The organism is Photorhabdus sp. HUG-39, assembly GCF_963878365.1.
GTDB classification, from domain to species: Bacteria; Pseudomonadota; Gammaproteobacteria; order Enterobacterales; family Enterobacteriaceae; genus Photorhabdus; species Photorhabdus kayaii.
This window is the reverse complement of sequence record NZ_CAWNWY010000029.1, coordinates 25,567-49,314: the sequence shown is the minus strand read 5'-3', so window position 1 is coordinate 49,314 and position 23,748 is coordinate 25,567. Positions and strand designations below refer to the sequence as shown.

At 42.2% G+C, this 23,748-nt stretch carries 14 protein-coding genes and 1 pseudogene; 13 read left to right on the top strand and 2 right to left on the bottom strand.

What is annotated here, in order from left to right:
* Nucleotides 1–3: 3 nt before the first annotated feature.
* Nucleotides 4–1,158, top strand: a complete 1,155-nt coding sequence (locus tag AAC155_RS17310) for an alpha/beta hydrolase family protein (protein WP_113043501.1) — start codon at nucleotides 4–6, stop codon at nucleotides 1,156–1,158.
* Between the two features lie 1,276 nt (nucleotides 1,159–2,434).
* On the top strand, nucleotides 2,435–3,136 hold the full coding sequence (locus AAC155_RS17305; protein WP_113043500.1) for a helix-turn-helix transcriptional regulator: 702 nt from the start codon (nucleotides 2,435–2,437) through the stop codon (nucleotides 3,134–3,136).
* Nucleotides 3,137–3,645: 509 nt separating this feature from the next.
* Here AAC155_RS17305 and AAC155_RS17300 read toward each other — a convergent pair.
* Both AAC155_RS17300 and AAC155_RS17295 read right to left on the bottom strand, forming a co-directional pair.
* Nucleotides 3,646–3,990 (bottom strand): hypothetical protein, encoded by a 345-nt coding sequence (locus tag AAC155_RS17300; protein WP_112878032.1) that lies wholly within the window; start codon nucleotides 3,988–3,990, stop codon nucleotides 3,646–3,648.
* Between the two features lie 659 nt (nucleotides 3,991–4,649).
* Complete coding sequence (locus AAC155_RS17295; protein WP_113043499.1) at nucleotides 4,650–7,526, bottom strand: RHS repeat-associated core domain-containing protein; 2,877 nt, start codon at nucleotides 7,524–7,526, stop codon at nucleotides 4,650–4,652.
* 2,303 nt (nucleotides 7,527–9,829) lie between these two features.
* Between AAC155_RS17295 and AAC155_RS17290 the strand changes: the two genes are divergently transcribed.
* The 11 genes and pseudogenes from AAC155_RS17290 (at nucleotide 9,830) to tccA (ending at nucleotide 23,667) form a co-directional block, all read left to right on the top strand.
* Entirely contained in the window at nucleotides 9,830–10,960 is a 1,131-nt protein-coding gene (locus tag AAC155_RS17290) for a LuxE/PaaK family acyltransferase (RefSeq protein WP_113043497.1), read from the top strand.
* Between the two features lies 1 nt (nucleotide 10,961).
* Nucleotides 10,962–13,367 carry an acyl-CoA reductase gene (locus tag AAC155_RS17285; protein WP_113043496.1) on the top strand — a complete coding sequence of 802 codons (2,406 nt, stop codon included), beginning with the start codon at nucleotides 10,962–10,964 and terminating at the stop codon, nucleotides 13,365–13,367.
* Between the two features lie 29 nt (nucleotides 13,368–13,396).
* Complete coding sequence (locus AAC155_RS17280) at nucleotides 13,397–14,668, top strand: phenylacetate--CoA ligase family protein (protein WP_113043495.1); 1,272 nt, start codon at nucleotides 13,397–13,399, stop codon at nucleotides 14,666–14,668.
* Between the two features lie 2 nt (nucleotides 14,669–14,670).
* On the top strand, nucleotides 14,671–15,588 hold the full coding sequence (locus AAC155_RS17275) for a GNAT family N-acetyltransferase (protein ID WP_229015610.1): 918 nt from the start codon (nucleotides 14,671–14,673) through the stop codon (nucleotides 15,586–15,588).
* 400 nt (nucleotides 15,589–15,988) lie between these two features.
* Nucleotides 15,989–17,650, top strand: a complete 1,662-nt coding sequence (locus AAC155_RS17270) for an S-type pyocin domain-containing protein (protein WP_113043493.1) — start codon at nucleotides 15,989–15,991, stop codon at nucleotides 17,648–17,650.
* Nucleotides 17,647–18,114, top strand: a complete 468-nt coding sequence (locus tag AAC155_RS17265) for a DUF6392 family protein (protein WP_113043492.1) — start codon at nucleotides 17,647–17,649, stop codon at nucleotides 18,112–18,114. Before AAC155_RS17270 ends, AAC155_RS17265 begins: the two co-directional genes overlap by 4 nt.
* Nucleotides 18,115–18,222: 108 nt before the next feature.
* Entirely contained in the window at nucleotides 18,223–18,687 is a 465-nt protein-coding gene (locus tag AAC155_RS17260) for a DUF6392 family protein (protein WP_113043491.1), read from the top strand.
* Nucleotides 18,688–18,794: 107 nt separating this feature from the next.
* Nucleotides 18,795–19,262 carry a DUF6392 family protein gene (locus AAC155_RS17255; protein ID WP_113043490.1) on the top strand — a complete coding sequence of 156 codons (468 nt, stop codon included), beginning with the start codon at nucleotides 18,795–18,797 and terminating at the stop codon, nucleotides 19,260–19,262.
* A 91-nt stretch (nucleotides 19,263–19,353) separates the two neighbouring features.
* Nucleotides 19,354–19,821, top strand: a complete 468-nt coding sequence (locus AAC155_RS17250; protein ID WP_113043489.1) for a DUF6392 family protein — start codon at nucleotides 19,354–19,356, stop codon at nucleotides 19,819–19,821.
* Between the two features lie 108 nt (nucleotides 19,822–19,929).
* Nucleotides 19,930–20,073 (top strand): annotated as a pseudogene (locus AAC155_RS17245) (DUF6392 family protein); the annotation flags it as partial.
* Nucleotides 20,074–20,766: 693 nt separating this feature from the next.
* Nucleotides 20,767–23,667, top strand: a complete 2,901-nt coding sequence (gene tccA / locus AAC155_RS17240) for an insecticidal toxin complex protein TccA (RefSeq protein WP_158536594.1) — start codon at nucleotides 20,767–20,769, stop codon at nucleotides 23,665–23,667.
* The last annotated feature ends 81 nt before the right edge of the window (nucleotides 23,668–23,748 follow it).

Below are 23,748 nucleotides of genomic sequence, written 5' to 3'. Positions count from 1 at the left end.
AAGATGAATAATAAAAATAAACCCAATAGAATTTCGCCAGAACTTCTTGCTACTTGTGGTTATTTTATGCCAAGACTATTTTTCCTAAATTCTCAATATGCTCCCCAGGTTCATTGGGGAGATGTTGTTGCGGCATTGAGTCATTTTCCGGTGGGAAATTTAGACTTATCCTCTGAAGAGTTTTGGTATGAATGGATGATTAATTGGTCAAAAGTGGGTGATAGCTATATTAATATCGCTAACTCGGCTAAGAGTGAAGTCAGTCATGTTCGTGCTTTGAGGAGTGCCGCTGCCTGTTATCATTGGGCGGAATTTATGTATTTTAGTGATAGGAGTAGAAAGATACAGCTCAGAGAGTATATTCGTTCATGTTTTTTATCTAGTATAAAATATAGTGATTTGCTGGTTGATCACCAATATATTGTCGTCGATAAATTTCATATGCCGTTCTTCCTTATATTCCCTAAAGGGTATAAAGAAGAAGAGAATCATCCTTTGCCTTGTGTTATTTTATCCAATGGATTGGATTCAATGACTGAAATTGAAATATTATCTTTGGCCGAATTTTTCTTAGGGAAAAATATGGCGGTAGCTATATTTGATGGACCAGGACAGGGAATAAATCTTGGAAAATCGCCAATAGCTATCGATATGGAATTATATGTTAGATCTATAGTTAAATTATTAGAAGATGATACCAGAATTAATAGTAATCTTCTTTGTTTCTTAGGAATTAGTTTTGGTGGTTATTTTGCTCTACGCGTTGCGCAAAGAATTGGCGATAAATTTTGTTGTATCGTCAATTTATCTGGTGGGCCTGAAATAGCAGAGTTTGATAAGTTGCCAAGAAGGCTTAAAGAAGATTTCCAGTTTGCATTTATGCAAGATAATAGTCGTATGCAGTCTATTTTTGACGAAATTAAACTGGATATCTCTTTACCTTGTAAAACCAAGGTTTTTACTGTTCATGGTGAATTAGATGATATATTTCCGATCGATAAAGTGAAAAAATTAGATCAATTATGGGGTGATAATCATAAGTTATTATGTTATGAATCAGAGGCTCATGTTTGCTTAAATAAAATAAACGAATATATGATACAAGTTTCAGATTGGGTTAGTGAGCAATTTTGGCTAAATGGCTATAAAAAAGGCTAACTTGAAAGATAACGGGTATATACCCTATGGATTTCAAGATGGAGCGCGACGGCAAGGGAGTGAATCCCCGGGAGCATAGGTAACTATGTGACCGGGGTGAGCGAGTGCAGCCAACAAAGAGGCAGCTTGAAAGATGACGGGTATATAAAATTTGCACAGATTCATTAGATTATCCAGGATGATTATTATTGACAGAAAAAATAATTATCAAATCTAAAACATAAAGTTATTAATCAACTGAGGTATTGTTATGGGTAAATATTGGTTTTGCTTTTATCTTTAGTAAACGCAATAGTGTACTTATGTAATATTATCGTTTGACATTAATAATCTGATATTAAAAATAAATTAAAGATAAACTAAGGATTATTCATCTTGTCTAAAGAAATTTATTTTTTCAACAGAAGTTAAGGTTAGACCTATTTGAGTATGCCTTTTAGTTCCGCGGCTCTTTTACATTAGTAATAAAATCAAAACATCTTCCCAGGCATTACGAAGCGATATGTCAGAATAATAAGGCCATACTTTTTCTGCTGAGGTATTAACTGGCAGTATGAGAATTGACTTTAATATTTGTGTTTTCTTATATCATTAATACATAGTAAGAGCCTATCTCAATGGGCGTAATTGTTGCAGGCAGTTTGAACACGGACAGCGCGGAAAAACCGGAGCGTACACGTAGTACGTGAGGATTTTGAGCACTGCCCAGGTTCGCTCTTTATGGCAAAGAAGGGCAAATAAAATAGCCCTATTGAGATAGGCAGTAAGTTTACTTATGATAAGTTATCTTGTTGAGTGTGAATTTTATTTTTTGTATTAATTAATAGTATATTAAACTTTTAAGTATTTACGCTATGTATGATGTTCGACACTTACTTCAACCTTGTTTCGGCGTAATGAATCGAACATTTACTCTTGACAGAGTTTGGTAATTATGTAAGACGGCAATAGTATTTTCGTCAATCCTGACAATTGATGGCTATATTAAATATAGGATTTCGAGTTGATGGTTTTATAGAGAAATCTCGACATTGTTCCATGATAGATAATTAAGAATAAATAGCTATACCCTATGGATTTCAAGATGGATCGCGACGGCAAGGGAGCGAATCCCCGGGAGCATAGATAACGATGCGACCGGGGTGAGCGAGTGCAGCCAACAAAGAGGCAACTTGAAAGATAACGGGTATATATTGGGTAACTGGCTAGTAACTCAATACTATTTATTCAGTAAAGCCTTTCCTATTTGATTTTTATTAAAATGAGGAGTACGGAAATGTCAAGAACCGAAAGACTTATAGTATTATTGCAATACTTGAGACAAAGAAGGTATCCTGTCAGTGGTAAATTACTCGCTAGTGATTTAAATGTAAGCTTGCGCACGCTTTATCGAGATATTGCTTTATTAAATAGTCAGGGAGCAAATATAGAGGGTGAACCCGGTTTGGGCTATATATTACGGCCCGGCTTCATGTTACCTCCTTTAATGTTTACGATGGATGAAATTGATGCCTTAGTTTTGGGCAATAAATGGGTTATTGAACAGAATGATGTTGTTTTGTCTAAGTCTGCTCATAGCTTTATATCTAAGATTGCCGCAGTATTGCCTGAAGAACAGCGTGATCAGCTATATTATTCGCCAATGTTTGTAAAAACAGAAGGTTACAGCAAAGTTACAAATAATAACTTAATGTTATCTGATATCAGAAGAGCGATATACCATAAATCAAAAATAGTGATAACTTTTCTTGACTTAAATAATGCACATACTGTGAAGACGACCTGTCCACTGTCGGTCTTTTTCAATAATGAATTCTTTTTAGTTTCTTGGTGTGAATTCAGCCATAATTTTCTTAAGTTACAAGTAGGAAAAATAGAGAAACTAGAAGTATTGTCTGAAAGATATATACAAGATAGAATATTATTACTAAAAAAATGGAGTGAGAAAGAAGGATTGTCTGATAATAATTTATCCTAAATAAATGATTACGAATGAGTAATTTATATGGGTATTTATCCTATAGATGTTTAATTGTTCTTTCTATTAAGTATATAGTTGCAAATATAGAGTAAATTCTGATGATTATCTGGACTTTCTGCTGAGGGTTCGAAAAATTTAGTGATTTTATTGGGTTTGCTAAGATTCGGTTTTGTTTGCTAAAAATTGGGGACGAGACCTCTTAAGGGATCGAGTGGACAAGAACGATTATTAGGAAAAAGCCGCCCTAGAGTGCCGATTGTGAATGGTAGGATAAATCACTTAATTTGGTAATCTGGGGCAACGAACAATATAGGGCGAGCTTGTGATTGAGGATAATAAAGTTCAAGAATTTTCCCAGGGTAAGATTTTAATTCGATTAAACAAAGATCGTGATGCCATCACGATCTTTGTTTTGTCGACTTACGAGCTTGTCTTTATGTAAGAGTGCTATCGATATTTTCCACATGATGCATTTTTCTTACATAAATAATGAAGTGGAAGAAAAGCTACCATTTCCATGCATCCGGGCTGGTGCCAGTGGGTAATACACTAATGCCAAAATCGCTAATCACAACAGCGACATAGATATCATCGTCATAACAATTTAATTGATATCTTCTCCCTTTTGCCGTCCATTGCCAATAATCATTTTTCCAACTTTCTGGATAGAATTCTTGGATAAGTGAAGCGGTTGCTGGATGTAACCCATCAACATTGAGAGTGCTCGTATTTCCAGAACTGCTCCAAATCACATCACCGATTAAGTTTTCATTGGTAAGATTAATAACGAAAAAATAATGATTATTAATTCCAAGCATTTCACCTTTTTCTTTTTCCTCAGTTTCTCTCATCTTCAACTCCTGGTTAATGAATAAAATGGGTGATTATTATAGAAATAACAATAGTTTCTCTGATATACCCGTCATCTTTCAAGTTGCCTCTTTGTTGGCTACACTCACTCACCCCGGTCACATCGTTATCTATGCTCCCGGGGATTCGTTCCCTTGCCGTCGCGATACATCTTGAAATCCATAGGGTATATTTCTATTTTTATTGTGATAAATTCAATAGACTAACTAATAATTACCGTAGGAATATAACCATAATAAATATATTTTTATTTGATATTGTTTTGTTTGGATGATTTTTATTGATCTGTTAGTTACAGTGTTTTATTACTATTCTGGATGGTTTTTTGCCTATGAAATAATTGCATTTATGAGTAGTAATCAGAAATTATATATAATTTATTTTTATATTAGCGTAAAAATACAGAATATAAAGTATATCATCATGAATATTTTGCATGAACATTAAGTGAAGGTTAATTGTACATTGAAAATATCGAAGAAATAAAATAGGCTATCTCTCTTTTTATATATTTTTAACAGTTTGTTATCTTGGTTTTTTATTCGTGGCAAACATGGTAGGAATGGCATAATCAATATGTCTACTCCTGAGACTGTAATGGGAAAGAATATTTTTAATATTCTTTCCCAGGATGAAGTTATTACCCTACAGAGTATCTACGTGTCATTCTTCTGTAATTTTCTACTCTTCCTGTCATGACATTTTCTATGCCAGACAATATTCCAGAACAATTATGACAAGCAGGGAAGTCTTGATTTGTTGCACCAACGAGTCGTTGTGTGAATATGTAGCTCTGACTCAAATGACTTGATATATTTTCTCCCTTTTTAGCAAGTTCCGTGACCATATAATTTAAGGCTTGTACTTCAGCATGCAGGCCCGCAATACCGGCCATTTTAGGTAAAATGTTTTTGTTTTCCTTAATATGTGCTTTGATCCGCTGTTCAACTAGTGGGTGTAATGCAGTGCCTGATTCTTTATACGCTTTTTGTATACCCGCGATAAATTCTTTTTCATTAACAACACGATAGCTGCCAAGATCCATATTTGGCCTCCAACGTTTGGAAGTTTGAAGTGTATTGGGGTGGTATTGTTCGAAACCGGGCTTCGCTTTTTCGCTGATAAGTTGCACACCGGGGAAGGTATTTTTTGCACCTAAGCTGCCACTCAGATTTAAAAATTTATCTTTATAGGTATCGTGCTCTCTGTTGGTACCATGACCCATAATACCGGCATGGGCGGCATATCCTTTTAATTTTGCATTTGTATACTTCATATCTCTGGATTTTTGCTCTCTATTTTTTGGTTTCATAGGTTTGAGCGTTTCTTCATTTCTTTTTGTTTCTTGTAATATTTCACCGGTGCTTTTGGTGAAATATTTATATCTCTGCTCAACTCTTGGATTTTGTTTATATAAAAGTGGAGAAATATCAGGTTTGTTTTGTGGAATGGCTAGATCAAGCCAGTCTAAACTTGATAGCCCCATATTGTCCGCAAGAGTAATTGGGTTATTCATCACCATACAATAGAGATTTAATCCATCGATAGTGCCTGCTGGGTCCGCACTTAGCCATCTTCCCACCCACGGCTGATAATACCGATAGCCGTAATAATACAGCCCGGTGGCATCCCGTTCTTTACCGGAATACCGGATCGTTTTGTAACTGGCTTCTGTCTGGTTTCTTGCGGCCCATAGCGCTGTACCGCCAAATGGGTAGTACTCCTCTTGACTGATGATTTGCCCGTCGTTATCTAGCTCAAGTTGGCTGGAACCAATCAGATTATCGTAACTGTAACGTATCTGATTATTGTTGATGTTTTCTGGTTTGCCGCTCTCCCAGTGCAGAACCCGCACTTGCGCGCGACCGGCTTCACCCACTGTAATAATCTGCAACTCTTCCGTTGTGGTAGCACCGTTTTGGGTTGTACGCAGTTCCAGTCCCGACAGGTAGACAACTCGTTGTTGTCGGAGGATATTCTGCATTTGCTGTTCACTGACTTTTAACAGCCGCATCCCGTCGTTGCCATAGAGATACCACTCTATGTCGCTGCCACTGTCGGTGTGGTTATCCCGTTTTACCGGTGTCATCTGTTGTAGTTCACCTCGTGCATTCCAGTTTAGGTTTTGTCCCGGTAGTAATGTCTCCTGATGACCACCTGCCTGAAACAATGCATCCACTTTGGTTGGATCAGTGGTTAAGGTATTCAGTACTGCACGGTTGCTGCGGTTCGAGACGGTTATATCTGTGGTGTAGTTGTTTTGGCTCGCGGGTGAGCTATGCCGGATTTGGGTCAGGTTTCCACCACGGTCATAGGCATAAGTACGGGTGTAATTGGTATAAGTGTTGTTATCGGAAGGCAGTGCTGTAGAGGGGAGATTCTGATTCTGCTGGCCGATATTCGCCATTTCGCGCCCTGTTGCGCTAATAAGCTGATACAGGGAATCGTAGGTATAGATATTCTCTGGTACCATTTTCTGATTGCGCCAGAAGCGGGTCGCTTCTGCATCGTTACGGAGACTGATTATGTTGCCAACCGGATCATATTCATAACGTAAGTCTTGCAAAGCCTTGCTATCGCTTGAACGACGGGTTGTGATGCTCATCAGTCGCTGGGTTTCCGGCTCGTAACTATATTCGGTGATGATACCGTTACCGTGTTCTTCGCGTAGTTTTTGTCCTGCGGCTGAATAGGTTAGGGATTTGATGATCACTTGCTCACTCTGGCCTTTCACCGTCAGCCGACTGCCTTTCAATTGTCCAGCGACATTATAGGCCAGATGCTGGATGTTTCCTTTGGCATCGGTTTGTGTCAACAGAGCACCGGTGGCATCCGTTTTGTTTTCGGTGGTGTATACATCACTACTTAATTTCTTATCCCAGATCTTTTTATCATCCCCTAACCAATTTGCTTCTTGACCATCAACCAGTAGCTGACGGGATTGTGATAAAGCCTCTCCGGTCAGGGAAACTCGATTCAGTTGAGTCGCTCCTGCTGTATCGTAGTGATGTACACACTGACCAGCAAGATTTTGGTCTTTTTCTGCCGGTGTGTTTCCAGCCCAGATGAGACGTTCGGTGATATGGGATGCCCTTTTCTCTGGCTCTTGTTCTGTTACGGATAACAGACGACCGGGCAGAGAGTTGTCTTCATATTGTCGGGTCTGTTTGACACCCGTTGCAGTTACAGTCAGGACAAGACGGTTTTCAATATCATGAAGAGTGACAGTATTACCCGCATCGACACTCTCTGTACGTAGGACGTTGCCCGTTAAATCATACTGCCAGAGAAAATTGGGTTTTACCGAATTATCTTTCTGCCAGGCGTCATACAGGCGTGGGTCAATACTTTGGTGCAGGTGTCCGAGAACATCATACTGATGACGGGTGATACGGATATCACTATTTTTTTCTGCGGTAGCTCGGTGATAACGGATTTCACGGACATCCAGCCCACGGTTATCGTGAACAGTGATAGTGGGGGTATGTTGATAAGTTTTGGGGTCAAAGTTGTTCATAATTTCCCTCTTTGTGGTGTTAACTCATTGTAGTGTTGAATAATTTTTTGTCTGCGTAGCAGAGAACGAATGCTAAGTTCAGCTTCTCCACATTAATGAGGATAACCTTTCTATTGAGATACCAGCGGTATGCAAGATTTCAGGAGATAAGTAGGAATAATCTCATTCAGAAGTATGCTGCTCAAAGGTGCTGCTACAACCGAATAACAGTAGCAAGTATAAGTAGAGGAGTACAAGTATTGTAGAAAACAGCGTTAGGATCTTTTGTTATCGCTTATGGCTGTTTTTTCTGTTCTGTCAAAAAGGAGAAATAACCTATCCTTATTTAACATATAGTTACGTGTGGTGAATATTAACTGGAAGTATAGTTATTGGTTATAAATGTGAGTTATTTTATTGGCTAAATAATTTTTGATGTTCGTCCATATACGAAACTCGGATTAGTTAGTCTGGGGTCAATTAATGACGCCAGATAAATCGGATATATCAGATTATTGTGTTAAGCAGATATTCCAATCAGTATCACTGATTTAAACTTCATTTGTACGTCCCTTGCGTTGGAATAAATGCCTATTACGATATCGTAAGACACTTTCAGTGATTATTATCTGGCTGTTTGTTGAATTTCTTAAATAAAAAATTAATTAAAATTAAGAAGCCAGATTTCAATTTGTATGAGGTTTATATTGCATTTATATTTCATTTGTATTTAATTTATATATGAGATAAAACAATAAATTTGGAAAATAATGTAATTATTACATGGGTTAATATTTAAATACATTATGAGTTAGATATTAGTTAATTTGCTATTGTTATTTTAACAAAATAAATAATATTATATTGTGATTCTTGGTTAAATTGTTAAATGAAATATTGGCTTTATGAATTATAAATACAAATATTATATTTTTAGTATTATAAATGGAAATTTAAGGTAAAATTAAGTGTTATATTTTGTATATTTTAGATATTTACAAAATAAAAACTTTTTGTTTTTTATTGAAATATCATTATATATAATATTGCTTATTGGCAATTCTTATTTTTATTGTTATTGAAATATTTTATTCTTCACAAGAGTTATAATATACCCTATGGATTTCAAGATGCATCGCGACGGCAAGGGAGCGAGTCCCCGGGAGCATAGATAACTATGTGACCGGGGTGAGTGAGTGCAGCCAACAAAGAGGCAACTTGAAAGATGACGGGTATAGTTGATAAAGGAATATTAACATGAATGATTAATAAAGTAGGTAAATTAATTATATAAAAGCAAATTTCTATCATGTGTATAGAAATATGTTTTTTATTTTTAACTTTTTGGTGGTTTTTATTTTGATAAAAAATTTGATTGGTATTGGAAATATCATAAATTGCTTACTTTTAGGTATTGTATACCCTATGGATTTCAAGATGCATCGCGACGGCAAGGGAGTGAATCCCCGGGAGCATAGGTAACTATGTGACCGGGGTGAGCGAGTGCCGCCAACAAAGAGGCAACTTGAAAGATGACGGGTATAAATATTGATAATATAAATGTAGATCATTAATCTGTTTTTCTTATTTTGTTGTGAATAATTCTGAAAATTGCTCATCATTGAATGGAAATAGACCATATAATGTTTTACCCGAAATAGCTTTCTCGTTGAAAATAATAAGATGACTACTTTGAATTTGATGGTTTTATTTCAGGTTTAGAGACTTTACCTGTTGGAAAAATTGACGAGAATAAAGAAGTAACGTTGTTGATTATCATGCTATACCCAATGGATTTCAAGATGCATCGCGACGGCAAGGGAGCGAATCCCCGGGAGCATAGATAACGATGTGACCGGGGTGAGTGAGTGCAGCCAACAAAGAGGCAACTTGAAAGATAACGGGTATATACCCTATGGATTTCAAGATGCATCGCGACGGCAAGGGAGAGAATCCTCGGGAGCATAGATAACGATGTGACCGGGGTGAGCGAGTGCAGCCAACAAAGAGGCAACTTGAAAGATGACGGGTATAAATAATGATGTCTAAATTCGTCGATAAGGTTATTAAATATAAATTTGTTATTACATTAGTGTTTATTAAATCATAGTTGTTATGTTTTTATTATTTTTCTTACAAGGAATTAACAAAATTAAATGTTAGTTTTATCAGAACGGTGACCTGTTTTTATTTGGTTAAGGAGTTGTATTCAACATGTCATTATTTTTTCTTCGGCGGAATTTATTTGCCGGAGGTTGAAACAACGTACCTATTATTTTAGGGGCAGTAAATACCCTTTTTTCTTTAATTTCTGGAGACGACTTTTGACCTCTCTTGCTTATGTTGATGCCCTTTGTGCGCTTGATCATCCTTATCGGGTCGATAGCGTTTGCGACCAATTATTTGATGCTGCCATGCGTGAATTGACTCTGTACCACTGTGAAAATACTCCCGGTTATTCTCAGTGGTTGAAGGCTAACGATCTGGAAGTGGAAAGATTGGAGAAACTGGACGATTGGTCGCGTTTGCCGCCTATTTTCGCTAATTATTTCAAACGCCAATTGTTGCTCAGTACCGCTGGTAGGAATGCATTGGAGTTGACTTCTTCCGGGACAACCGGCCAAAAGAGCCGTATGCGTTACGATGCACGTAGTATGCGTGCAGCTCAAAATATGGTTGAACGGATTTTCGAGTATTACGGTTGGAATACGCCGCAGCAGCCCTGCAATTACTTGCTGCTAAGTTATGAGCCTGCCGGTACGGTTACGTTGGGAACCGCGTATACCGATCAGTATCTGTGCAAGTATGCACCGGTAAACCAAGCCTGTTATGCACTGCGCCACAACGGAAAAAGCAATGAGTTTGATCCTTTTGGCGTTATCCGATCCTTACAAGAATTTGCGGCACAAGGGCTGCCGGTGCGTATCTTGGGCTTTCCGGCATTCTTGTGGTTCACACTGGAGCGGATGCAGGAAATGGGGTTGCCGTCGGTGCAGCTGCATCCTGAGTCACTGGTCTTTTTAGGTGGAGGTTGGAAAACGCACGCTGATAAAGCTATTCCAAAATCCTTACTGTATCAGCGTTTGGGGGAACAACTGGGTATTCCTGACGAGCGGTGCCGGGATGGTTACGGTTCGGTGGAGCATCCAGTGCCTTATGTTGAGTGCCGAAATCACCATTTTCATGTGCCGGTCTATGCCCGAACCTATATCCGCGATACAACTAACATGGCGGTTCAACCCTATGGTAAGCCAGGTTTTCTGCATTTGGTATCACCTTATATCACTTCCAGCCCGGCACACAGTATTGTGGTGAGCGATTTGGCGGTGCTGCATCCGGCCGCTGAATGTGGTTGTGAGTTAGCTACCGATTGGTTTGAGTTACTAGGTCGTGCCGGTACCAGTAAAAGCCGCAGTTGTGCGATTGCCGCTTCTGAGTTGATAAAGGAGTCCTGAAATGTATTTAGTGAATGGTAAGGTTATCTCTGACTTGGAGCCCGCTAGCGTATTGGCGGAACTTAAAGGTAATTTGGCTGAGACGCTGGCTTGTCCCCCAAGTGTACAACAGGTATTGGCGTGTGCTGAGCGCTTCGTTGATGATCTCGATACTGTTGCTGTTAAGCTTGCGCTGGATAGAGCCACCATCACCGCGTTACGTCACTTCTGTCATCGCGATGCTTTAGAGGCAAAGTTGCGGCACGAACTGGGAGAACAGCCCTTTTCTCTGCGTCGCTTTGACTATACACAACCCCGTTTTGAAACTTGGCAACCGTTGGGATTGGTGGTGCATATTACGCCGGCCAATGCGCCTTTGCTGCCATTTATGGCCGTGTTAGAGAGCTTGCTAGTGGGTAATGTCAACTGGTTACGTCCTAGTAGCAGTGACCACGGCCTTAATGCGCAGATACTGGCTGAATTCCTACGTCATGACCTGAGCGGCACGTTGGCACCTTATATATCCGTGTTGCCTTTGCCATCTGATCAATTATCAGAATTACTGGCGTGTGCTGATGCAGTATCTGCCTGGGGCAGTCATAGCGCCCTGACCGCTATTCGTAGCCAACTACGACCCGGTTGCCGTTGGATAGATTGGGGACATCGTATCAGTTTTGCTTATTTGGAGCCGATGGCTGCCAGTGATGCTGATTACGATGCATTGGCTGATGATGTTTGCCGTTTTGACCAACAAGCGTGTTCCAGTCCACAGTGTTTGTTGGTAGATAGCGCTGACGAGAACGTTTTACGGGAAGTTGTTGGTGCTGTGGCTGCCGCACTGGCACGACGCGCGTCAATATGGCCAGCTTTACAGACAGACATACAGGAAGCGGCGGAAATCAGCAGTCAGATGGCATTTTTGAAGTTGGATCACACTTTTGCTGAATTCCGCGGTTCGGTAGAAGAGGGCAATGGCTGGCGAGTAGCCTGGATACAGCGTCAAGAGCTTGCTCCATCGCCTCTGTACCGTACTTTGCAAGTCCGTCCGGCACCACGTGCACAATTGGTTGAGATTTTGTTGCCGTGGCGCCCCTATTTGCAAAGTTGTGCTCTGATAGCGAAAGAAAAAGCGCTGCCGATGTTGAGTCGTCAGTTGTTGGCCGCTGGTGTTAGCCGGATATGTCAGGCTGGAGCTATGCATGATGGCTACGAGGGTGAGCCACATGATGGTGTTTATGCATTGACTCGGCTGGCGCGACGTGTCTCCGTCAGTTTGAAAGCTGAACAACTGCCAGGCCATGTCACGTTGGATAAATGGTCGGCCAATCCGCCGGAACTGGCAGGGATTCCAGTGATGGATAAAGCAAAGTTTCAGAGCGGCGGTATGACGGCAAAAGCACAGGTGTTTTTCCGTAGCGGTGGCAGTAGTGGTGAGCCAAAGTTGGCGGGTTTCAGCCATCGAGATTATCACAGTCAAATGCAGGCTGCGGCAGATGGCTTATTTGCTGCTGGCCTGGAGCCATCCCAAGATCGGGTAATGAATTTGTTTTATGGCAGTAACTTGTATGGCGGTCTGATGAGTTTCTTCACTGTGCTGGATAAATTATCCGTGCCGCATTACCCGATGGGGGGGCCAATAGACGATGATTTTAGCCAAATCAGGCACTTTATTGTCACTCAGGGAATCAATACGCTGGCGGGAATGTCAAGCACTATACACCGATTGTTTGAATGTGAAGAGGCTGCGTTACGCGCCTATGGTGGGATACGCAAAATTTTTACCGGTGGTGAGCATATTGGTGAAGAGCGACGTCGGTTTCTGTCCAGTTTTGGTGTACAGATAATTCAATCGGCGATTTACGGTTCCGTGGATGCCGGTCCGTTAGGCCATGCTTGTGCTTGTTGCCAAGAAGGGGAGTTCCATCTGTTATCTGATATTCAATGGCTGGAAATCTTGGCTCTTGATAGTGATCAGCCTGTTCCGACAGGGGAAAGCGGTCGACTGGTGTTTACCCCTCTGGCACGGGAAGGGCAGGTGGTCCAGCGTTATGATATAGGTGACTTAGGTTATTGGCTCCCTGGCCTCTGCGCCTGCGGATTACCAACGCCGCGGTTTAAACTGGAAGGCCGTCATGGTGCGTTATTACGGGTAGGTTCTATTTTTTTGAACCCAACAGAATTATCCGCTGGGCTACCATTTCCGGTGCAGTGGCTGGTAGGGAAAAATTCCAGTGGTTGTGATTATATCTATATATTAGCCGACGGGGATGCTAAGCAGGTACGTATGCATCTGTTGCAACATGGGATGCTGAATCAGGTCGTCAGTGGTGGATTGCTTCAATTGGACGTTATCCCTACACCGGCTGGACAGTTCCATCGTCACCCGCAAAGTGGCAAAACGCCGCTGGTGCTAGATAGCCGATTCTGAGACCAATAATACTACTTTTTGGGTAAATCATGACACTATCATTACACGATCTGGTTGAATACGCCCGCAATCATGCGCCTTTTTTTAAAGATCTTTATCGTGATCTGCCGCGATCTGGTTGGGCGCTAACTGATCTGCCATTGATCAATCCTGCTGACTATTGGCAGCAATCACAATCGCTGGAAAACTGGTCGGTATTAACTGGCCCTGTTAACGGTGGTCATGTTTTTAAAACCGGTGGCTCTACCAGTGATGGTCGATTGTCGGTGTTCAGTCATAGCGAATGGCGTGCTTTTGTGTGCGCATTTGGTCAAGGGCTTGCACAGCAATTACAGCCAGGTGACCGCGTTGCTAATCTGTTTGTGGCTGGTGATTTGTATACCAGTTTATTGTTTATTCACGGTGCCTTGTCCTATTCACCGGTGCCGGTGGTGGAGTATCCGTTTACCTGGTCAGTTGATGATCGAGCACTGGCCGATGCGATTGTCAGCTTGGGGATTAATGTTTTGGCTGGGGTGACGGTGCAACTATTACGTTTTGCCAGTACCTTGCAGCAGTGCGGTCAGTCTATGCCCGGCATTGATCGCCTGTTGTATGGCGGTGAAAGTTTGTTTCCAGAGCAACTGACACTATTGAGTCACGTATTTCCGAATGCGCGTATTGGTTCAGTTGGTTGTGCCAGCGTTGATGCGGGTCTCATTGGGGCGGCGTCTCCCGATTGCTATTACGGCGAACATCGGGTTTTTGATACGGAAACTATTGTTGAAATTATTGACGAAGTTAATGGTCAGCCGATTACGGCGCCCGGCCAAAATGGCCTATTGGTTGTGACCAACCTGCAACGACGCTTGATGCCGGTTATCCGCTACCCGACGGGTGACATGGCCTGTTGGTGTGAAGAGTCAGGACTGCCGCGCCGCAAATTCGCTTTGCAGGGGCGAGCGGGCAGCGCTCACCGAGTGCGAGTTTGCTCACTGTCCATTTTTCCTGACCATATTGCGCGTTTACTGCAACAGCAAGAGGGCATACTGGCTTGGCAGTTATTGCTGAGCCGTCAGGGTGGCATAGATAAGATAGAACTCTTGTTAGCCGGCGATTCATCACTGGCACCATCGACAACATCAGTGCATCAGGCGTTGCTGGTGGCACAACCCGCTATAGCAGAGTTATGTGATCAGGGATTACTGCATATGGAGGTCACTTACTGCGCTTTGGAAAATATGGTCACTCATCCACGCTCCGGTAAATTGATGCGGGTAGTTGATCATCGTGGTTATGGTGTTGAAGAGAAGGCAGCGTGAGCATGAATCCAGAAATGCCATTAATTCGATTATTCCGGGAAGAGGATTCTACCGGTGTTAGTGCGTTATTTCGGGTTGTTTACGGCGAAGATTATGTCTACCCGGAAGTCTATTTACCTACCATGCTTGGCCGTTATAACGCGGCAAAACAGTGGTATTCCGCTGTTGCGGTACAGGATGGACACGTGTTGGGGCATGCCGCACTGTGGCGGGATGAACGCTGCTCATTAAGCGCTGAACTGGCGTTGATCGCAGTACATCCACAGACGCGTGGGCAGGGTATTGCTACCGCTCTTGGGCGATATTTGTGTGATCAGGCCAAAGAAATAGGGTTAAGCATACTCACGATTAAGCAAGTGTCGTCACATAACTACAGTCAGCGTCTGGCCCAAAATCTGGGGTTTCACACCACGGGATTGTTGCCGGACTATGTAACATCACCATTTGATCAGGCGCGACCGGAAAGCATAGTACTGGGTTGTTTACCTTTACAAAGCTGGCCATTTCCAGAGTTACATTGGCCTTCCGGTTGGCAAAGGTGGTTGACATCGGTGACTCAAGTGTTTGGTCAAGAGCCTCTGCAACCGGAGGCGTTGGCTGATGCAGATTTCCGTATAACCAATCATGGACGTCGGTTGGAAGTGTGGATAGAAAAGCAGACAACCGAGCGGGTAAAAGAGGTGGCAGAGTTACCGGCACATAAACTGATATATGTGAAATTGCCGGTAGGGGAAGGGACTCTTCAGGCAATAGAAATTTTGCAGCAGGCAGGATTTGCCTGTACAGGGTTTGTGCCCGGTTATCATCACCATTGGGAAGCTTTACTGGTTCGGGGGCATAGTAGGAAAGAGTTAGCCTTAAATTGTCAGTTTGCTCGCAGTTTGCATCAACAAAGTATGTTTGCTTGTGCAACTGCATAGCCTTTCTGTGATTATCAGAGGTAATCTGGTAAAGCCCATCAAAGCTTGAATAGTTTTGCAGATGATTGACAAAGTGTTGGTCTTTTGGTCAGCACTTTGAACGGATAGTGGTTAACAGTCTGACCATAATTTGAAAAAATCTGCGGTGTACTTCTGCCAATTCGTCACTGCTGCTTAAATTCTCACTTTTGATAATTAATTGTACCAAAAATGTTGCAAAATATGATGAATTACAAGTATCAATCGACATTATTTCTCTAAATTTCAGAATATTCCTATATGTTTTTAAGTGAAATTCATTGCACTATTGATTATTTATTAATCCATAAGTGGCAAAAGCATGATGATGATTTCAGTTAGATTCACTCTTCATGTTGTAAATCATTGGAGAAGTGAATAAATGGCAATAGGGTATTTCCTGCTCGTTGGTGATAAAACAACCTGTGGCGGTCAGATTATTACCGGTGACCACACAATGACATTTAATGGGCGAGCAACCGCTCGTGAAGGGGATAAGGTTACCTGTGGCAAACATCCCGGTACTTACGTGATTGTTGGTGGTGTATCCGATGTGTTTGACATGGGGCGCAAGCTGGCTGGCACGCTGGATAGTGTCAGTACTTGCCCCTGTCGCGCTCGGTTTATCAATTCGGAGATGGACAGCTATGAGATGCAGGATAAGACTGCTGACCGGGTTGTCGCTCCCACGAATATGGCGCAACAGCATTTCTCTTCTCCGGTAAAGGATGTGGGAAGCCCGCCTGCAACGCAGGTACCTCCGCCGCCGATACCGGTGTTTACGAAGTCCTGCCAGCGGGGTAAAGGGTGTACTGACGCTGGAACTGAGCCTGAATCGGCAAATAACTTTGGCAGAATGGCGATATATCAGGTGCCGTCATCTCCTGCTCCGGTCACGGCGCAAAAGCCTGAACCACCTCCGCAGGACAAGAAACACCCGCCGGAACCGGATAAGCCGCGGGATAAAAAATTACCGTGGTATAAGCGGTGGTTTCGTAGTGGAAAAGATAATGCCGAAGCGGCTGCTACCGCTGTGGCCGCCACTACCCGCAGCGCGGTAGCGGAAGGGGAAACGCTGGTAATGCGTTACATTGGTGGTGGCGCTATCAGTGCTGGACGTTGGCTGGCGGCACCGAATCCGGTAACGGTTGGGTTAATGGGGCTGTTTTATTCACCGTCGTTGAATCAGGGGGAAGAGGATTACTTAGATCCGTATCGCCTGAGACAGATAGCGGAACAGTATGGAAAAGCACCAACTCGTGTACGTTTTCGCTGGATCAGAGATGAAAAAAGCGGCAGGATGACGGTTCAGGGATATCACGTCAGCCCGGAAGGCGGTTTGGATAAAGTGCCGGTTCGCATGATGACGCTGAATCGGACCACCGGTAATTACGAGTTTTGGGAACCGGGAGAAACCCGGCCGACGATTTTATGGACGCCGAATGAACAGGAATTCAAGGCTCCAGCCCATACCGGGAATGAAGAACAGCCGTTTATTCCGTCGCAAATAACCGTGTTGCCGATCCCGGATAAAGTGGGCAGCGATATTGAATCGTTGCCGATGCCGGAAGAGAAGGATTTCCGCGATTATATTCTGGTATTCCCCATTCCGAATATGCCGCCGGTGTATGTGTATCTGAGTAAACCGCCGGTGAAATTGTTTGAAGTGGATTTGTATAGGAACTTTGCGGGGCGGCTAAGGAATGGAACACATGCGGATCATATGCCTTCGGCTGCTGCGATTCGGGCTAATTTAATGAAGCTATATCCAAATGCATCACCTACTAAATTAAATGAAGCAAATAAGGATGCTGCTGCCATTATTATTCCGGCAGAGGTACATCAAAAAATCAGTGCTACTTATGGAGGGAGAAATACTCCATATCAAATAGAGCAGGACTCAAGGGATTTACGAGCAGCTGTTGATAGAGACTTTGATACAATAACTCCAGCATTAAAGGATTATGGTGCAACAGAAATGCAACTTAAAGATGCTCGGGCCAAAATTCATAAACTTAATGAAGAACAAGGGGTATACAAATGACAATCAACGTAGAGGCATTAATAAACAGTTTGGGAAAGTCTTATCAGGAAATTTTTGATGAAGGATTAATTCCTTATAAAACCAAACCAACAGGATACCCTGGAGCTCCAGATATTACTTTAAGTATGGCTAAAGAGGGTATTCATTTAGCGTTTAAAAGAGATGGTAAGATTTTATTTGCTGTAGAGCTTTTTCTGCTTGATCAGAAGAGACCTTCATACCAATTCCCTAATGAATTACCTTCTCCTTTGGAGCCTTTGATGATCAGGAAATGGGTTCACGAGCAGTTTGGTGAGCCAGAAAAGGCTCTTCCGCCGCGAAAATTTCTAAAGAAGGATGTTGGTTGGACGGAACTGTATACGCTACTGGATTTTCGGATACCAACCAGTATGCAGGTTGATTATGACCTGTTTGAGCGTGTTGATTCTGTAATGTTTTTACCTACCTCAGAAGTGCGTTGGTAATCAACAATAGGTGGGCGGTTATTTTTAAAAGCCAATTCATTATCGAACAGTTTGGAAAGTTAAATCTTAGATGAATTGGCTGAATCGAGAATAGAGGTTATATGAATAATGGTGATCAACGTTGAAGCCATAATCAATAGTTTGGGGAAAACCTATCAGGAAATTTTTGATGAAGGGCTAATTCCTTATAAAACCAAGCCATCTGGTTATCCCGGAGACTCTGATATATCTCTTGATATGGCTAAAGAAGGGACTTTCTTATCATTTGATCGAGAAACTAAGACATTCATAGAGATGACTTTAACTTTACTTATACCTGAGCGTCCCAGTTTTGTTTTTCCGAACAACATGCCATATCCCTTAATTAAGGAAATGAACCACCAATGGGTAGATAAGAATTTAGGTAAACCAATTAAATCAGCACCTCTATTTGAAGCATTGACATATAGATTTGGTTGGACATATCTTTATTCCTATCAGGGTAAGTCGGAAATTAGTATGCAAGTATTGCACGATGTTCTAGATCGAGTCAGTCGAGTTACATTTCTACCTACAAGTGAAGTGCGTTGGTAGTTAGCAGAAAGGGAAGGTTCTTTTTAACAGCCAATTCATTTGCGAGCAGTTTGGGAAGTTAAATCTCAGATGAATTGGCTTAACCAAGAATAGAGGTCATGTAAATAATGATAGATGTTATTGAAATTATTAATAGTTTGGGGAAGACCGCAGATATGTTAGTTGAAAATAAACTTATTCCAGAGGAAAAGTTTGAGTTTGCTTTCGAAGGTTATTCTAGATTTAGTGTTGAACCAGAGGCGGGTCTTACTTTAGTTTTCGATGCTATATCAAAAGTGTTGATTTCTGTTCAATTCACATTAATCAACACTGTTGATGATACTGGTACATATAGTGGTGATATGCCTGCTCCATTTCTTCACAAAATGAATAAATCTATCGTCAGAGAGTTTATGGGAGAACCCGATTACAGTGGTGGACCGGAGAGAATTCCGGTAATTGGCTTAATAGGCGGATTTGATGCCTATACTCGTAAACTAAATGATCAGTACCCAAATACAGAAATTCGCTTCCTTTATCAAACTGATCTTCGTGTGGATGCACTGTTATTTGAACAGTCGGTAAATAATGATTGATGTTCTTGCAATCATAAATAGTTTAGGACAGACAACCGATATGTTGGTTGAAAAACAATTTATCCCAGATAATAGATCATGAGTATGAATAATGAAAGTCAACGTAGATGCACTAATAAATAGTCTAGGAAAGTCTTATCAGGAAATTTTTGATGAGGGATTAATTCCTTACAAAACTAAGCCATCAGGTTTTTCTGGTGGTGAAGTGGTATGTCTGGATATGGTCAGAGAGGGAGTTTTTCTGGCGTTTTATCGGGAGGGAAAGCATTTAAAAGAAATTACATTGACTCTATTTGATGAAAAGAGACCCTTATATCAATTTCCGAATGAGCTACCATCTCCTTTGGTTTCTCAAATGTCACGACAGTGGATTCATGAGCAGTTTGGGGAGCCTGAAAAATCGCAGCCTCCAGAGGTAATAATGAAGCGTCAATTTGGATGGGCTGATTTATACACTGTGTTGGATTTTCGCATACCAACCAGTATGCAGGTTGATTACGATCTATTGGAACAAGTGAAGTCAATTGCATTCTTGCCTACATCAGAAGTTCGTTGGTAATCAACAATAGATGGGAGGTTATTTTTAAAATCCAATTCATTTGCGGATAGTTTGAAAAATAAAGTTGTAGATGAATTGGCTGAGTCAAGAATAGAGGTTATATAAATAATGACTATTAACGTTGAAGCGTTAATTAATAGCTTAGGGAAAACCTATCAGGAAATTTTTAATAAAGGGTTGAACCATTATAAAATTAAACCAAGTGGTTTTTCGGGTGATGAGGTTATTTTCTTGGAAATGGTAAAAGAGGGGGGCTGGCGTTTTATCGTGAGGGGATGAATTTAAAATAAATTACATTAACCCTATTAAAGCTTTTATATCAAGGATGGATTTAACTCAATAAATGCAACTTTTCAAATGGAAGAATTAATTGCATTTAATCGAAAATCATTAACCATTAATAGCGAATTGAAAAGAAATCCGCGCGTAAAATAATACTATCCGAGCAGATAGGTATTAAATCGCTTTCTCGCCGGTTATTTTATGAAGAAAACGATAAAAATAACCCAATAAAAAAAGGATAAAACGGTTAATGTGGCAGGATTTAAGCCCTGGGAAAAGGGGGATGATTATCGGAATATGTTCCCGGGGATTCACTCCCTTGCCGTCGCGATGCATCTTGAAATCCATAGGGTATATATTGTTTAAAAAATAATGAAAATACACCAAGAATATTAATTATATTAATTTTTTTGTAAATTAATTATAAATATACGTAAATGTTTATTCTAAATAATTATATAAAGGTAAAGTTATTTTATTGTCTGTATTTTGTTTTTTAATGTAAGCAAGTTTTGTGATTTATTATATTTTTCCTCACACATCATCATCGTGTATGGCGTCTTTAGAAGGCAGGGCGACCTGATTTTCTTAACACATAAGATGATGATTGTTTTTTGCGCGAAAAACCTGTTCCTCATGATAAACCTCAATTCAGGAGTCCGTATGAATCAACTCGCCAGTCCCCTGATTTCCCGTACCGAAGAGATCTACAACCTGCCCGGTAAATTGACCAATCTTGGTTATACCTCAGTGTTTGATGTGGTACGTATGCCGCGTGAGCGTTTTATTCGTGAGCATCGTGCTGATCTCGGGCGCAGTGCTGAAAAAATGTATGACCTGGCAGTGGGCTATGCTCATCAGGTGTTACACCATTTTCGCCGTAATTCTCTTAGTGAAGCGGTTCAGTTTAGCCTGAGAAGTCCGTTCTCCGTATCAGGTCCGGATTACGCTAATCAGTTCCTTGATGCAAACACGGGTTGGAAAGATAAAGCTCCGAGTGGGTCACCAGAAGCGAATGATGCCCCGGTAGCTTATCTGACTCATATTTATCAATTGGCCCTTGAACAGGAAAAGAGTGGTGCTAGTGCCATTATGAATACGCTGGTGGAGCGCCGACCCGATATCGGGGCTTTGTTAATTAATGATAAAGCGATCAATGAGGTTGTACCGCAATTACAATTGGTTAATGAAATTCTGTCCAAAGCCATTCAGAAGAAACTGAGCTTGGCTGATCTGGAAGCGGTAAACGCCAAACTCTCCACCACCCGTTACCCGAATAATTTGCCATATCATTATGGTCACCAGCAGATTCAGACAGCTCAGTCGGTATTGGGTACTACGTTGCAAGATATCACTCTGCCACAGACGCTGGATCTGCCGCAAAACTTCTGGGCAACAGCAAAAGGAAAGCTCAGCGATGCGACTGCCGGTGCTTTAACTCGACTACAAATTATGGCGAGTCAGCTTTCGCCAGAGCAGCAGAAAATCATGGTGGAAACCGTCGGTCAGGATTTCTATCAGCTAAATTATGGTGATAGTTCGCTTACGGCGAACAGTTTCAGCGATATGACTATACTGACCGGCCGAACAAGTTTGACTGTACCCCAGGTAGAACTGATGTTGTGTTCAACTGTCGGGGGTTCTACGGTGGTTAAGTCTGATAATGTGAGTTCTAGTGACACGACAGCGACGCCATTTGCTTACGGTGCCCGCTTTATTCATGCCGGTAAGCCGGAGGCGATTACCTTGAGCCGCAGTGGTGCGGAGGCTCATTTTGCTCTGACGGTTAACAATCTGACAGATGACAAATTGGACCGTATTAACCGCATCGTGCGCCTGCAAAAATGGCTGAATCTGTCCTATGAGGATATTGACCTGTTGGTGACTTCTGCTATGGATGCGGAAGCAGGAAATACTGCGCTGTTGATGAGTAACAATACGCTGCGTATGTTGGGGGTGTTCAAACATTATCAGGCGAAGTACGGTGTGACCGCCAAACAATTTACTGGCTGGCTGCGCGTGGTGACCCCGTTTGCCATTACACCAGCAATACCGTTCTTAGATCAGGTGTTTAACTCCGCTGGCACCTTTGATACACCTTTTGTGATAGATAATCAGGATTTTGTCTATACATTGACCACCGGGGGAGATGGGGCGCGTGTTAAGCATATCAGCACTGCACTGGGCCTCAATCATCGTCAGTTCCTGTTATTGGCGGATAATATTGCCCGTCAACAGGGGAATATCACGCAAAGTACACTCAACTGTAATCTGTTTGTGGTGTCAGCTTTCTACCGTCTGGCTAATCTGGCGCGTACATTGGGGATAGATCCTGAGGCTTTTTGTGCCTTGGCGGATCAATTAGATGCAGGTACAGGCATCGTCTGGCAGCAACTGGCAGGAAAACCGACAATCACGGTACCGCAAAAAGATTCCCCGCTGGTGGTGGATATCCTGAGTTTGCTGCAAGCGCTAAGTGCGATCGCTCAATGGCAACAACAGCACGATTTACCCGTTGAAACCTTACTTTTACTGTTGAGTAGCGGTTCTACCTTTACCGGGCAGGGCACTGACGATCAATTGAACTTTATCCGTCAAGTGTGGCAGAACTTGGGCAGTACATTGGTGGATGCAACATTGTTATCCCGTAGTGGTGCGCCATTAGTTGATACCAGCGGCCACGTTATTGACTGGTTTGCTCTGCTCTCGGCAGGTAATAGCCCGCTTATCGATAAGGTTGGTCTGGTGACTGATGCTGGCATAGAAAGTGTTATAGCCACGGTGGTTAATACACAAAGTCTGTCTGATGCAGATAAGAAGCTGGCAATGACTACTCTGACGAATACGCTGAATCAAGCGCAGCAAACTCAGCAAGGTGTCGCTGTCAGTCTGTTGGCGCAAATTCTGAATGTGAGTCAGTCACTGCCTGCGTTGTTGTTGCGTTGGAGTGGGCAAACAACCTATCAGTGGCTGAGTGCGACTTGGGCATTGAAGAAAACCGTTAAAACTGCGGCTGATATTCCCGCTGACTATTTGCGTCAATTACGTGAAGTGGTACGCCGTTCCTTGTTAACCCAACAATTCACGTTGAGTCCTGCAATGGTGCAAACCTTGCTGGACTATCCAGTCTATTTTGGCGCTTCCGTAGAAACAGTGACCGATATCAATTTGTGGATGCTCTATACCTTAAGCCGTTACAGTGATCTGTTGCTCCAGGTGGGTAAAGCCGGTGGCGGGTCGGAAGATGATGTACTGGCCTACCTGTGCGCGGCTAATGCTGCTACGTCGTTGAGTCAGGCGGATGCTGCGCAGACGTTGGCAACTCTGTTGGGTTGGGAGGCTAACGAACTGCAAGCCGCTTGGGCGGTATTAGGTGGGATTGCCAAAACCACTCCGCAACTGGATACGCTTCTGCATCTGCAACAGGCACAGAACCAGACGGGTCTTGGCGTTACACAGCAACAGCAAGGTTATGTCCTGAGCCGTGATAGTGATTATACCCTTTGGCAAAGCACCGGTCAGGCACTGGTGGCTGGCGTATCCCATGTCAAGGGTAGTAACTGAGTGCGTTCACTATCTGAGTGGATTTGATTTTTCCGTACGGCCCAATGAGGCTGTTTCTAAACCGCCATTTAAGTAAGGCAG